The sequence below is a fragment of the Enterococcus sp. DIV1279b genome (genome assembly GCF_050531515.1).
GTDB lineage: Bacteria > Bacillota > Bacilli > Lactobacillales > Enterococcaceae > Enterococcus_D > Enterococcus_D casseliflavus.
Genome location: NZ_CP172891.1, coordinates 1,177,048 through 1,191,159, shown reverse-complemented (window position 1 = coordinate 1,191,159; position 14,112 = coordinate 1,177,048). Strand labels below are relative to the sequence as shown.

The 14,112-nt window shown below is 45.2% G+C and carries 11 protein-coding genes and 1 pseudogene; 6 read left to right on the top strand and 6 right to left on the bottom strand.

Features of this window, described 5'->3' with window-relative positions; genetic code table 11:
• The first annotated feature begins 38 nt into the window (after positions 1 to 38).
• The 4 genes from IGI71_RS05605 (at position 39) to IGI71_RS05590 (ending at position 4,584) form a co-directional block, all read left to right on the top strand.
• On the top strand, positions 39 to 398 hold the full coding sequence (locus IGI71_RS05605; protein ID WP_142967153.1) for a hypothetical protein: 360 nt from the start codon (positions 39 to 41) through the stop codon (positions 396 to 398).
• Between the two features lie 149 nt (positions 399 to 547).
• Positions 548 to 1,087: a GNAT family N-acetyltransferase gene (locus IGI71_RS05600; protein ID WP_142967152.1), complete on the top strand. Its 540-nt coding sequence runs from the start codon at positions 548 to 550 to the stop codon at positions 1,085 to 1,087.
• A gap of 15 nt (positions 1,088 to 1,102) precedes the next feature.
• Complete coding sequence (locus IGI71_RS05595) at positions 1,103 to 2,833, top strand: ABC transporter ATP-binding protein (protein ID WP_142967151.1); 1,731 nt, start codon at positions 1,103 to 1,105, stop codon at positions 2,831 to 2,833.
• Positions 2,830 to 4,584: an ABC transporter ATP-binding protein gene (locus tag IGI71_RS05590; RefSeq protein WP_010747846.1), complete on the top strand. Its 1,755-nt coding sequence runs from the start codon at positions 2,830 to 2,832 to the stop codon at positions 4,582 to 4,584. Before IGI71_RS05595 ends, IGI71_RS05590 begins: the two co-directional genes overlap by 4 nt.
• Before the next feature lie 66 nt (positions 4,585 to 4,650).
• Here IGI71_RS05590 and IGI71_RS05585 read toward each other — a convergent pair whose 3' ends face one another.
• The 6 genes and pseudogenes from IGI71_RS05585 to IGI71_RS05560 form a co-directional block, all read right to left on the bottom strand.
• The gene (locus IGI71_RS05585; protein WP_142967150.1) at positions 4,651 to 4,923 is read right to left on the bottom strand and encodes a GNAT family N-acetyltransferase; all 273 of its coding nucleotides are present in this window, start codon (positions 4,921 to 4,923) and stop codon (positions 4,651 to 4,653) included.
• The gene (locus IGI71_RS05580; RefSeq protein WP_015509363.1) at positions 4,911 to 5,189 is read right to left on the bottom strand and encodes a (4Fe-4S)-binding protein; all 279 of its coding nucleotides are present in this window, start codon (positions 5,187 to 5,189) and stop codon (positions 4,911 to 4,913) included. The genes IGI71_RS05585 and IGI71_RS05580 overlap by 13 nt, the downstream gene beginning before the upstream one ends.
• Positions 5,190 to 5,380: 191 nt before the next feature.
• Entirely contained in the window at positions 5,381 to 7,573 is a 2,193-nt protein-coding gene (locus IGI71_RS05575) for an alpha-galactosidase (protein ID WP_142967149.1), read from the bottom strand.
• 40 nt (positions 7,574 to 7,613) lie between these two features.
• Positions 7,614 to 8,429: pseudogene (locus IGI71_RS05570) on the bottom strand (carbohydrate ABC transporter permease); the annotation flags it as partial.
• 2 nt (positions 8,430 to 8,431) lie between these two features.
• Positions 8,432 to 9,307: a carbohydrate ABC transporter permease gene (locus IGI71_RS05565; protein ID WP_005225588.1), complete on the bottom strand. Its 876-nt coding sequence runs from the start codon at positions 9,305 to 9,307 to the stop codon at positions 8,432 to 8,434.
• A 61-nt stretch (positions 9,308 to 9,368) separates the two neighbouring features.
• Positions 9,369 to 10,658, bottom strand: a complete 1,290-nt coding sequence (locus tag IGI71_RS05560) for an ABC transporter substrate-binding protein (protein WP_005234924.1) — start codon at positions 10,656 to 10,658, stop codon at positions 9,369 to 9,371.
• Positions 10,659 to 10,826: 168 nt separating this feature from the next.
• Here IGI71_RS05560 and IGI71_RS05555 point away from each other — a divergent pair, with 168 nt between their 5' ends.
• Together IGI71_RS05555 and IGI71_RS05550 are read left to right on the top strand one after the other, a co-directional pair.
• Complete coding sequence (locus tag IGI71_RS05555; RefSeq protein WP_086294912.1) at positions 10,827 to 12,350, top strand: response regulator transcription factor; 1,524 nt, start codon at positions 10,827 to 10,829, stop codon at positions 12,348 to 12,350.
• Positions 12,347 to 14,050 (top strand): sensor histidine kinase, encoded by a 1,704-nt coding sequence (locus IGI71_RS05550; protein WP_086294911.1) that lies wholly within the window; start codon positions 12,347 to 12,349, stop codon positions 14,048 to 14,050. Before IGI71_RS05555 ends, IGI71_RS05550 begins: the two co-directional genes overlap by 4 nt.
• The last annotated feature ends 62 nt before the right edge of the window (positions 14,051 to 14,112 follow it).

Below are 14,112 nucleotides of genomic sequence, written 5' to 3'. Positions count from 1 at the left end.
GCCGAAACTGATTCTAACTGATAAGGAGTTTTCTATCTATGTTTCTTTTAAATAAAAAAACTTTCCAAGCGTTAGCAGCCCCCTATAGGACAGAAGGGGCTGCCATCGGCTATGCAAAATGGCAGTCCTTCAACGCCATCACCAGCCGTAGCCTGCTCGTCTTGGATGATCAGCATTTGACGATTTTGGCGTTGAATCTTTTCTCGACAAAAGTCGTGCAGCACAAAAGCGTGCCGCTTGCTGAGCTGAAAAAACAGCACAAAGATCCTATTGTAGGAATGCTCGTCCCGATTCGCTTTACTTATAAAGGGGAAACCTACCGTTTTCAAATGCAGCGAGTGATCTTGCCCTTGAGAGATTGGCAAAAAACCTTTCTTGCCCGCTGGCAGTCGTGGTAAATGAGCAGCAACTGGCAAGGTTCGTTTCCTAGAAAAAGACTTTTCCAGTGATTTACATTTTTTTTGCAAGAAAATGAACAGATTTTTCAGGGGATGTTTTCGGCTATTTCGTTCTATGGTAAGATGTCCCTAAAGAATTGGAGGCTGTTATGGATTTTATTGAAAGCGAACGTTTACTGCTCCGTCCGTTTCAAGAAAGTGATTTTGCCGATACCTTTGCTATTTATCGGCAAGCGGAAGTCTGCCGATTCTTACTTCATGAGCCTTGGCAGACAGAAACGGCAGCTGCGGCTTTTGCCAAAAAATGCCAACAGCACGCCTTGACGGACCAAGCAGGCCTTTCTTTGGCGGTACTACACGATCAAACGGTCATCGGCGATTTGTCGGTGTGGTTTACTGGTCAGCCGTCTTCCGTTGAAATCGGCTATGCCTTCCATCCGTCATTTGGCGGACAAGGGTTTGCTCAAGAAGCATTGAAAGAATTGTTGGACTGGTTGTTTGCCAGTCAGAAGATCCATCGGGTCCAAGCGACGCTAGACGCCCGCAATCAGGCCTCAGCTAAGCTTTGCCAACGCATTGGATTACGCCAAGAAGCACATTTTATCCAAGACTGGTGGAACAAGGGGGAATGGACCGATAGTTTGGTTTATGCCTGTTTAGCCAGTGAACATCCTGCTCATCCGAAATAATTTAGGAGGTTTTTTATGATTAGCTTGTTACGCTATGCCAAGGATTATCGCAAACAGATTATTCTTGGTCCGTTTTTCAAATTTTTAGAAGCGGTGTTTGAATTGGTCCTGCCTTTGCAGATGGCCGCTTTAGTCGATGAGGGGCTGCGGCAAAACAATTGGTCGAAAGTCGTTGAAATGACGATCTGGATGATCGTGATGTCCGTGGTAGGCATGATCTGTGCCGTCATCTGTCAGTATTATGCTTCCGTCGCTTCTCAAGGCTTCGGAACGGAATTACGCAATCGCTTGATGAAAAAAATCAACACCCTCTCCCATAGCGAACTGAACTTATTCGGGACGGATACCTTGATCACCCGAATGACCAACGATATCAACCAGATGCAGATTGCTTTGGCAATGCTGATTCGGCTGGTGGTCCGTGCGCCCTTCTTAAGTATCGGTTCGGTGATTATGGCCTTTGTCATTGATTGGCAAGCTGGCTTGATTTTCCTACTCGTCTTACCGCTCTTTTGTATCGTCTTATTCTGGATCATCGCCAAAACCGTGCCATTATATAAGAAAGTTCAAATTCATCTCGACGAATTAAACGAACTAGTGAGTCAAAATTTAAGCGGGATTCGGGTGATTCGTGCTTTTGCCCGCACAAAAACGGAAACGAAACGTTTTGATAAAGCAACTGATGATTTAAGTGATGTCTATTTACGGGTCACAAATCTCTCTGCTTTATTGACGCCTGCCACCACCTTGATCATGAACGTCGGCATTATCGCGTTGTTTTATATCGGTGGATTCAAGGTCAATATTGGCAATTTGCAGCAAGGACAAGTGCTGGCACTGGTCAATTACATGAATCAAATGCTCTTAGCATTGATCGTGGTTTCTAACTTAGTGATCATCTTTACCCGTGCGGCAGCATCAGGTTCACGGATCAACGAAGTGTTAACCACTGAGCCATCGATCGGCGATGAACTTTCAGAAGTCTTTATGGATCAGCCGAAAAACAACGTCGGAGCGATTCGCTTTGAACATGTTGATTTCCGCTTTTCAAAAGAATACGGATTAGCTTTGAAAAACATTGATTTCCAAGTCGCGCCAGGGTCTATTTTAGGTATCACTGGACCAACCGGTAGTGGGAAATCTGCCTTGACCCAATTGATTCCCCGCTTCTACGATGTAGCAGATGGCAAAGTGATCGTTGACGGTCACGATGTGCGGAAATGGCCTTTACAGCAATTACGCCAAAAAATCGCTATGGTGCCTCAAACCGCCGTGCTGTTTACGGGGACGATTCGGGAAAACTTGCAATGGGGCAAAAAAGAGGCCACCGATGAAGATTGCTGGCGCGCTTTAGAGATCGCTCAAAGCCGTGACTTCGTTGAAGCCTTGCCACAGCAACTGGATACCCCGATTTTTGAAGGTGGCAAGAACTTTTCTGGGGGACAAAAACAACGGTTAACGATCGCCAGAGCGTTGATTGCTAAACCAGATATCTTGATTTTGGATGATTCTCTGAGCGCCCTTGACTATCAAACCGATCTTGATTTGCGGATGGCTTTAAAAGAAAGCATTCGTGGCACGGTCATCATTATCTCTCAACGGGTTCGCTCCATTCAAGACGCGCAGCAGATCTTAGTCTTAGACCAAGGGAATTTGGTAGGCAAAGGGACCCATGAAGAGCTGTTGGCATCTTCAAAAGAATACCAAGAAATCGTCGCATCACAGGCAGAGGAGGAAGAAGCATGAAAAAGAAATCATTCGATTGGTCGGCCTTTCGTCGCTACCTCCCTTATTTGACTGCCTACGCGAAGGAAACTTGGGCAGCAGTTGTCCTCGGGATCGCTGCTGGCGTCTCCTCGGTTTATATGACGTATCAGATCGGTCAAGCCGTCGATCAGCTGATAGGTGCCGATCAAGTGCAGTTCAGCGCCCTCTATCGCATTTTGCTTTTGTTTGCCGGAGTGGTTTTAGTGACTGTGGTCAGTCAATGGTTGATCCAACGACTAGGCAACCGCGTGGCGTATTTATCCGTCGCCGATTTGCGCAAAAAAGGCTTTGCCCATCTCAATACATTGCCGTTACGCTATTATGACCAAAACTCCCACGGCAACATCGTCAGTCGTTTTACCAACGATATGGACAATATTTCCATTGCCGTCGCTGCAGTCTTTAACCAGCTGTTCTCTGGTATTTCGGTCGTCTTGATCGCCTTAGTCGTCATGCTGCAAATGAGTGTGCCCTTAACGTTGGTCGTATTGGTTTCGACCCCGATCATCTTTTTGGTCAACTGGATCGTGGCACGAACGTCTCAATCGCATTTTGCTCGCCAACAAGAAATCGTCGGCGAAATTTCTGGCTTTGTTACGGAAATGATCGGCAATCAAAAAATCGTCAAAGCCTTTGATCGAGAAACCATCAACCAAAACCGTTTTGAAACGATCAACCAAGAATTGAATGTCCGGGGGCAAAAAGCACAGTTTTCTTCTTCTTTGACCAATCCCCTTTCACGATTCGTCGATCACTTGGCGTATCTGTCAGTCGGCTTTGTCGGCGGTCTGCTTTACTTTTCTGGTTCAGGTGCCGTCACGGTTGGGGTGATCTCCAGCTTTACGATCTACTCCAGTCAGTTTTCGAAACCATTCATTGAATTGTCGGGAATTACCACCCAGATCCAAACGGCGTTGGCTGGACTTTCAAGAACCTTTGAGCTATTGGATCAAGAGCCCGAAACAGCCGATGACCAAGAATCTCAATCACTGGGTGAGATCAAAGGCGAGATTGCCTTTGAGGAGGTTTCTTTTGCTTATGATCCTGGTCAAAAATTGATTGAAGATTTCACTTTTACCGCAAAACCTGGAGAAACCGTCGCGATCGTTGGAAAAACTGGTGCTGGTAAATCGACGTTGGTCAATTTATTGATGCGTTTCTATGATGTCGATAAAGGGGCAATCAAGATCGATGGCACCGATATTCGTCAGTTGAAACGAGAAGAATTACGGCAAAGCTTCGGAATGGTCTTGCAGGATACGTGGCTCTTTGATGCCTCTTTACGAGAAAACTTGCAATACGGCAATGACACTGCCACAGATGAAGAAATCTACGATGCCTTAAAGCATGCCTATATGTATGAGTATGTGATGCGCCTACCAGAAACACTAGATACACCGATCGGTCATCAAGGGATCAAGATCTCTGACGGGCAACGGCAGCTCTTGACGATCGCCCGCACGATGATCAGCAACCCACCAATGCTGATTTTGGATGAGGCAACCAGTTCGGTTGATACTCTGACTGAGAAAAAAATCCAAGATGCTTTCTTGAAAATGATGGAAGGCAAAACCAGCTTTGTGATCGCCCATCGCTTATCAACGATTCGAGCAGCAGACAAGATCCTGGTGATGGATGCCGGTCAAATCGTGGAGCAAGGAACCCATGAAGAACTACTAGCAGAACAAGGCTATTACTATCGCCTGTACCATGCACAATTCCAACATTGATCAGCCATACCACAAACCCCCATCAGCTCAAAGGTACCTGCTTGAGCTGACGGGGGTCTTTTTTATTTATTGGTTCCAAACATCGGCATATTCTGGTTTGTGTTCAAATTCTTTTTTGGCAAAAGGACACAAAGGAATGATTTTCTTTTGTTCTTTGCGGGCTTTTTCCACCCCTTTTGCCACTAATTTTTCGGCCAGACCTTGGCCCCGATAAGCGGGATCGACAAAGGTATGGTCAATGATCAAGCGCGTTTCGCCCGCTTCCGACCACGTCATTTCACCAATTTCTTTGTCGCCGTCTTTTAACACAAATCGAGTGTTTTCTTCTAAGATTTCCATGGTTCTTCCTCCTTTAATATGTACTTTAATGCACCGCTGGGGCAAGTGTGGATCACTTGTGCCGCTTGCGCTGCTTCCCCGTTATCAGGAATCACCCATGGGCGCCGTCCAACTTCAAAAATAGCGGGATTGCCCCGCACACAATTGCCGCTGTGAGTGCAGATTTCTTTGTTGTAATAAATATCGATCGCTTCGCCACGATACTTCCGATATCCTGCAGCGATCAACCCTGCTTCTGTTTCCTTGCCTAGTGGCTGTTCGTCCATGTTGAACACCCTCCTCTTATTGATTGTCAGAAGCAAACTGCCTGCCTCCTCCTTCATCATACGACTTCTCGAGAAAAAAATAAATCATTTGTTCAAAAATAACCTCTCAGTTGCCGATCATTAGCCAAATGCTTGCGGCAGCACAATAAAGCGTCCCGTCAAAGCATGTTGCTTTGACGGGACGCTGATTTTCATTCGTGAGGCGCTTTTGCAACAAAATGAAACCGCTGCGTGGCGTAATCCCCTGCTAAATGAGGATCGATATACAACCCGAGCTGCATCAATTCATCGCCACCGAAGGTCTCTCCCCCACTTTGATAGGTAAGGTCAGGATCTAAGCCCGCCAGTTTTAAAGTAACCAATGGTGCAGAGGCTTCGGCTAAGACTCGGAAGTAAAAGACGATCGCTTCTTTTTTATCTGGAGAAACATACAGCCAGGCGGCGTCATTGCCTTCATAAGGGCTGAGCAGTCGAACAAAGCGGCCCAACTGCAGCAGGCGCCGATGTTTTTTATAAAAAGCGATTTGTTCTTTGATCTGCGCTTTTTCTTCTTTTGTCAGCTGTGTCAAGTCAAGCTCATAGCCCAGCAAGCCAGACATTGCAGCATTGCCACGAATCGCTAGATCCGTTGCCCGTTGGGTCTGATGGTTCGGGATTGCTGAGACATGGGCACCCATGGTGGATGGCGGATAGACCAGACTGGTTCCGTATTGGATCTTCAGGCGGGCGATGGCATCGGTGTTGTCGCTGGTCCAAATCTGCGGCATATAATACAAGAAGCCAGCATCAAAGCGCCCACCGCCACCAGAACAACCTTCAAACAGGATCGTCGGATAGGCAGTGGTCAGTTTCTCTAGGAACTCATACAAGCCCAGCAGATAGCGGTGCGCGACCTCCCCTTGCTGGGCAGGATCGAGGAGCAAGGAATAGACATCCGACAGACTGCGGTTCATGTCCCATTTGATATAGTCGATGGCAACCGTATCAAACAGTTGGGTTAACTGGTGATAGAGATGGTCTCTGACATCTTGTCGAGAAAAGTCCAACACATACTGACTGCGGCTAAGTGCTGGCTTGCGATTGGGTACTTGTAACAGCCAATCGGGGTGCTGTCGGTTTAGTTCACTGTCACCAGAAATCATTTCTGGTTCCAGCCAAAGCCCGAATTGCAGCCCTTTGTCATGGACTTTTTGGGCAAATCCTGCCAAGCCAGAAGCTAGCTTGCCTTCGTTTTCAAACCAATCGCCTAATGAGGTTTGGTCATCTTCTCGCTGACCAAACCAGCCGTCATCCAAAACAAACAGTTCGATTCCCAGCTCCTTAGCTTCATCAACAAGGGCATCCAGTTTTTCTTCATTGAAATCAAAGTACGTTGCTTCCCAGTTATTGATCAGGATCGGCCGTTCTTGCTTTTTGTATTTGCCCCGAATCAAATGCTCATCATAAAAATCATGATAGGTGGCTGACAGCTGATTCAAGCCAGCCTCACTATAAGCAATCACGGCTTCTGGGGCTTGAAAGCTTTCAGTTGGCGGCAATTGCCAGGCAAATTGATGGCTGTTGATCCCCATGATCACACGGGTTTGTTGGTAAGGATCTTTTTCGATGATGGTTTCATGGTTGCCGCTATACAGCAAGCTAAAACCATAACACTCCCCAGCAAACTCCGTAGCATTAGGTTCCAGCAAGACGGCAAAGGGATTTTGCTGATGGCTGCTGGAACCCCGCTTGCTGTCTAAACGCTTGATGCCGCGATGGATGGGTTCTCGGGTCACTTGGCGTTCCTTCGCCCACGCCCCTGGCAAGTGGATCAAATCAAAGGGACGGTTAGGAAAATCCAGGGCTTGACTCGCCAGCTGTTCGATGGTAACAGGCTGGTTTCCGTGATTGATTATTTTACTTGAGCGGACGATCACTGCCGCCTCCTCAAAAATCGTGTAAAACAATTGCAGTTCGAGTCCCGCCACATCATCTTTTAAGGACAGAATCAGTGTTTCGATGCCGTCGTCGACCCCATGGGTCTGAGGCAATCCTGCTAAGGCTGGTTTGCCTTGTTGAATCTGGTAATCACTAAAGACAAAATGGCTGACTCGGCTGCCGTCAGACTGGCGAATCGTATAGGCGGCTTCTCGAAAGTCCCCGAAGCCATTACCAGGAAACTCCAGCATCAAGGTGTCTAATGAGAAAAGCCGATCGCTACTGTCTGGGGGATTAGGTGAAAAGGACCGATCAAGGCGTGGGTAGCGATAGCCACCAGAATAATGGGAAATTTTTTTTCCAAAATAAAGGTGCGCCACATTGCCCCCTTCCTCTATCTGTAAGAGATAGCTGATTTGATCGTTGCTTAAATGAAAGACGTTTAGTTGTTTGTCAAAAAGAATCATATCGTACCCTCTACTTTATAATTGTTCGCTGATGCCCCGATTATTTCACGGAGCCCAGCATCCCTTGGACAAATTGTTTTTGTAAAACGAAGAAAATGATGGCCGTTGGCAGTGTGGCGATCACAATGCCGCACATCATCATGCCATAATCAGGTGTATAAGAAGCACCCATAGCCGAAAGAACCAGTGGAACGGTCCGTTTGTCTGGTGATTGCAAGGCAACTAATGGCCACAAATAATTGTTCCAGCTGCCCATAAACGTAATGATCGCGGCAGCTGCATAAGTATTTTTAGCCGTCGGCATGTAGACTCTAAAGAAAATACTCAGTTCATTCAAGCCATCGATCCGAGCAGCTTCGACTAATTCTCTAGGGAATGCCTTGATGTTTTGGCGGAAAAAGAAAATCAAAAAGGCGGTACAGATCGAGGGCAAAATCACGACAGCGAAGGTATTGATCCCGATTGGTGTGCCGCTAAGCTTGCTGAACATCCGATAGAGCGGGATCATTAGCGCGGCAAAAGGCACCATCATCGACAGCAGTAGAATATTAAAGATGCGGTCTTTGGTTTTCGTCCGATAGATCTCAAAGCCATACCCTGCCATGGAGGAGAACAACAGCGCAAAGACGGTCGTAATCACGGCAATCACTGCGGAATTGCCTAATGCCCGAGTAAAATTCAAGTCGGAAGAAAAGAGATTTTGGAAGTTGATGACCAATTGATCGCCAATCATGATTTTTCCAGCAACGATATCAAAGGTTTGATTGGTCATCCCTAGAATCATCCAAACAAATGGAAAAATAGAGATGAAAGCCAAAATCGCCAGAAAGACGTATTTTAAAGTGAGTGAGATTGTTTTCAATTTTCTTTTCCTCCTATTTTCGTTTGGATGATCGATAAGATCACGATCGCAATCACGATAACAAAGGAGACCGCAGCGGCGTACCCAAAGTTTGGCGTGAATTTGTAACTCAAATTGTAGATATATTGCGACAAGGTCGTCGTAGCATTGGCTGGTCCACCGCCAGTGATATTTTGAACTTCATCGAATAATTGCAGCGTACCGATCGTTGAGGTGATCGTGGTAAATAGGATGATTGGACGCAAGTTGGGAATCGTGATTTTGAAGAACTGATCCCATTTTGAAGCGCCATCGATCTCTGCCGCTTCATAAATACTTGGATCGATATTCTGCATGCCTGAGATGAAAAAGATCATATTGTAGCCGGTCCAACGCCACGTGATGGCAAAAATGATCAGTACTTTTGCCCAAAAAGGATCTGTCAACCATTGGATCGGTGCATCGATCAAGTGTAGCTGTGTCAAAAAGTTATTGACTAACCCATTTGCCGAAAAGAGACTTTTCATGATCAAGGAATAAGAAACCAAGGATGTGATACAGGGTAAAAACAAGGCGGTGCGGAACAGCCCTTTAAATTTCAATTTTTTGTCATTCAATATGTTCGATACGATCAGCGCCAAAAAGAGCATGATCGGAACTTGGACTAATAAGTATAAAAACGTATTGCCAAAGGCTTTTTTAAAGGTTGAGTCGCTCAACATCCGCTGATAGTTGCCAAGACCGTTAAAGGTCATCGCTGTTGGTGGTCCTGATTGGAATGACGTGAACAATGCCGAGACCATCGGAATAAAGACCAGCATCGTGATCAAAATGACGGGTAAGGTAATAAAGGCATTGCCGTTTGCAAACCAATTTTTTGTTTTGTTTTTCATTGTAATTCCCCCTTAACACAGAAACTCGCGATCGCTCACGAGTTTCTGCAAAGTTGTTCGATTAGTTTGCAATTTGTGCTTCCACTTGTGATTGTGCTTCTTCTAATACTTTATCGATGTCTTCGCCGTTGATCACTCGTTGCAAGCTTTCAGTCAAGACAGATTCAATGGCATAGGTGTGATTGCCGTAGTTCACGGCTGGAATTTCTTGTGACCATTGAGAGAAATCTTGGAAGACTTTTTGACCGCCATAGAAATCAAGACCCGACGTATACTCTTCCGTTTCTTCTGCAGCATTCATGGTTGAAACCAAACCGATCTCGGTAGCTAATGTACCCATCAATTCTTTGTTTGAAGCAAAAGTATTGGCTAAAAAGTCTTTGGCATTTTCTTCGCCGTCAACCCCTTTGATCACGTACCAGCCTGCTCCGCCGATGCTGGAAGCATTGACTGAATTGCTGTCGCCAGCGATAGATGGGATTGGAGCGATCGCCCATTTGCCGCTTTGGTCTTCCGCGCCTTGAATCGTGCTGGAATACCACGCACCAGTTGGCGCAGAAGCGACATTCCCCGATTGAACGGCATTGACCCCGCCATCCCAATCAGAAACTTGTTCAACTAAGCCTTCATTCAACAATGTTGCTAAGACAGTTAGACCGGCTTTGAAGGATTCATTGTCTTTGATGGTTACGGTGGAGCCATCTTCACCGGTATACCATTCGCCTGCCGATTGCATAATGATTCGTGCCAAGCCAAGATCGCTTGGGTCTAACGACATCATAGCGTGACCCGTTTTTTCTTTGACGTCTTTGGCGATGCTGATAAAATCATCCCAAGTAATATCTTGGAGATCAGCCTGCTCATAGCCTGCATCGGTTAAATAGTCTGTGCGGTAAAATAGTCCTGCAACGCCACTGTCAAATGGCACCCCATAAATGACATCGTCGACTTTATTGACCGCAAATTTATAGCTGGAGAAATCCTCCTCATTCACGATATCCGTTAGATCACTAAACGCATCTGGATAAGAAGAAAGGTATCCTTGGATGCGGTAGTCTTCGATCAAAACGATATTTGGTAGTCCGTCCGTATTTCCAGATGCCAGACTCGTATTTAATTTTTGGACGATATCATCTTGCGACATCGTCACGACTTCCACATCGACATCTTGATTTTCATATACTTTTTTGGCTTCATTGACTGCCTTGATGTTGAAGGTCTCATCCCATGCCCAGACCGTGACTTTGTTTGAGGACTCGCCAGAATCCCCAGAGCTTGTGTTGCTGTTTCCGCAAGCCGCCAAAGTCAGCACTGCAGCCGCCGTTACCATCGATGCAAGTAGTTTTTTCATTTTTATCCCTCTTTCCTTTTATTTACATGGCTAACTATACACTGACTTTGTAACCGTATTCAACGATTATGAAAGAGCTTACTAAATTTGTCCAAAAATAGAAAAAAGTTACAATACCTTTCTTTTTTGAAAGCGTTTATAATAAAGAAGAGATATAGGGGGGATACCATGACTATTTTACGCACGGTCTTAGTCGTTGATGATGAGGCAACGATCCGAGATGGATTGAAACATATGATACGTTGGGAGCAAGAAGGGTTCCGTCTCTTAGGCGATGCAGCGAACGGGCAAGAAGCATTGGCGCTGATCCATGAACTGAATCCCGACATCGTGATCACAGATTTGAAAATGCCACAAATGGACGGTCTTCAACTCACAACGATCATTCAACAACAATATCCAGAAGTCCATTTTTTGGTCTTGAGCAGCTACGATGATTTCCAATACGTCAGTCAGTCTTTTAGAAATGGTGCCGTAGATTATCTTTTAAAACCGACACTGACACCGATACTCTTGTTGAAGACACTGCACAACATCTCACAAAAGCTGTCACATACAAAAGGCTCCGTGACTGAGGAGACGCAGCTGCAAGAATCGTTGAATCGCTATTTAGCAGGGTATGAAGAACCGTTGGCTCCTTTGGCGGACTACCTTGCATTAGATCAGTCGCAACAGCAAGCCCAAATTTTGACCACCAATTTTAGCGGCTTTCGTGCCAATGATCAGCTGCTGCACGCATTAACGGAATTTACTCAATCACAACCGCAAGTAAAGACGCTCTTTTTTCAAACCAGTAACAAAGATGCCGGCTTAGTGATTAGTTATCCCGAAGGAACGGATGTTTATTCTTCTTTGAAAGAAACGTTGGAACAATTGCGTTTTACCGAGCCAGACGCCTTCTTTACTCTCAGTGTGCCCTTTCAAAAGATTGAACAGTTGCGGGACCATTTTGTGACGCTTAAAGCCAAAAGCCAAGGACAATCGTTTTTTTATAAACGACAACGGCTGGTGCCAGAACAAGAACTCTTTTTGTACATTGAAAGTGATCGCTTTGATACGAAGAAGTTCTTACGGGCTTTGTTAGACAACAACTTTTTGTTAGGAATCACCAGAATCGAGGAATATTTTAATGACATGATCTTATCCAATGTCGATCCGACATTCTTAAAACAGCAGGCCAGCAGTATTTTTTACACGTTACTGTCCCGCTTGGAAGAAGAATTTCCCACTGCGCCACGCTTTAGCCGCTTAAAAGCCGAATTTTTGCATGCCATCGGTCACGTGCAGTATTTGGAAGATTTTTCTGATTTGTTGTTGGCGACCATTGATGATATTCGTCAACAGTTGACGACCTTATCACCGCTGGATGAAGATGATCTACTCGTTGCGATTCAGCGCTTTATTCAAGACAACTACACCAAAAGTCTGTCTTTGTCTGAACTAGCTGAAACCTTTCATTTTAGTTACACCTATCTTTCGGCTTTTCTTTCTGCGAAACTGAAAATGAGCTTTTCTGAGTATGTAAAGAAAACCCGCTTGGATAAAGCCAAAGAACTACTGACACAATCTGATCTGAATCTATCTGAAATCAGTGAAGCGGTCGGGTATTCGGATATCAGCTATTTTTCTCGCATCTTTAAGAAAGAATGCCAAGTCACCCCATCGAAGTATCGGCGGTTGAATCAATTATGAAAATCAACCAATGGATTCAGAAAAATGAATTATTCAGTCGGATCTTCCTCTTTGTTGTCGTCGGGGTCATTAGTGTTTGTCTGCTAACCGTCGTCGTAATCTATGGTCGCTCGAAAGATGCCTATGTTGCTTCGTACCAGAGTTCCAATCAGCTGCTACTGGAAAAAATCCAAGAAGATTATGAGCGTCTGAACGAGAATATCCATCGGATTTTTGATATCGTCGATGAAAGCAAAGCCGTTGAAACATACTTAGAAGGCGACATGAATCAAGGCCGTACGATTTTAGAATTAAACGAGCAATTAAAAGACACTCGCTCTTTGTTTCAAGACATCCCCTCGAATTTAGTGTTGATTGGGGTCAACGGGGGCACTTTCTTTCAAAACGATGCGGTTCGCAATCAATCAGTAGATGATTTTCTCGCCAGTGCCTTTATCCAGCAGATCAATGACAATGACGCCATCAGTCAGTATTATTTCTTGGACCAAGGCTTGAGCACCTCCACCAGCGACTCCCCTGGCTTGATGTACGTGCGCAAATTAATGAAAGAAGAAACGATTTTCGGCTATGCCCTGATTTTCTTAAAAGAATCCGATTTTTCTTCGATCTATCGTCAACTCTTAGATACCAGTCTCCACTCGATCTATATCGTCAATGAACAAAATCAAATTCTTTCTACTTCTGATCCGAGCCTTTTAGGCAAGCCGTTTGAAGATCGTCTCGTCACGGTCAAAAGAGATACTAGCATCAATCAGCTGCCCCTTTATTCGTATCATTTTACTTTTTACGATGTTTTGGATGAATCGCATCTAGTACGCAATATGAATCTGATCAAGCCAGCTCTTTTGATTTCTGTCGTCAGTATTTTACTCTTTAGTCTGCTGGCATTTTGGATCATCCGCAATATCACCCAACCGATTTATCAGCTGATTGCCAAGCTGCCGGCGGTCACACAAGGCGATTTCAGCGACAAGGTCACCATCAACGGGACGTACGAAACGCGAGAATTGGGGCGTGCCTATAACTTGATGCTAGAGGACTTAGAATCTTATGTCGATCATTTAATGGTTACAGAAGCCGAAAAACGCAAGTTCGAGATCCGCTCGTTGCAAATGCAGATCCAACCGCATTTTGTCTACAACACATTGACTGCCATTAAGTTTTTGATCTGGCAAAACGAACAAGAAGCCGCAACCCAAGCGATTGAAAGCTTTGTCCAATTGTTGCGGCACACCTTTAACCGCAAAGAGATCGTCCCCTTAAAAGATGAGCTAGCGATCGTGGAAGAATACCTCGTGTTAATGAACGTACGTTACGGCAATCGCATCCAATCGACGATTTTTTCAGAAGATGGCTGTGAAGATATTCTCGTACCGAAAATGATTTTGCAACCGATTATCGAAAATGCCTACCTGCATGCCTTTCCCGAAGAGGATTCAGGATTGATCCAGATTTTTTCTCGCGTCAGTAAGGAAGGCCTGAAAATTGAGATCATCGATACGGGCATCGGGTTCAATGAAGAGCACCCAACCAGCACCGCCAACCACTTTGAACACTATTCGGGTATTGGTTTAGACAATATTGATCAGCGTATCAAGCTGCTCTATGGGGAAAAATACGGATTGACTGTAGAATCACGCATCAACGAAGGAACCACCGTTCGCTTGCTGCTGCCGATCCAGCGGGAGGAATCAGAGTAATTTCTTTCATTAAATAAGAAAAGCGCCAACAGAACCAGACAGCTTCCAAGAGCAGTTCTGTT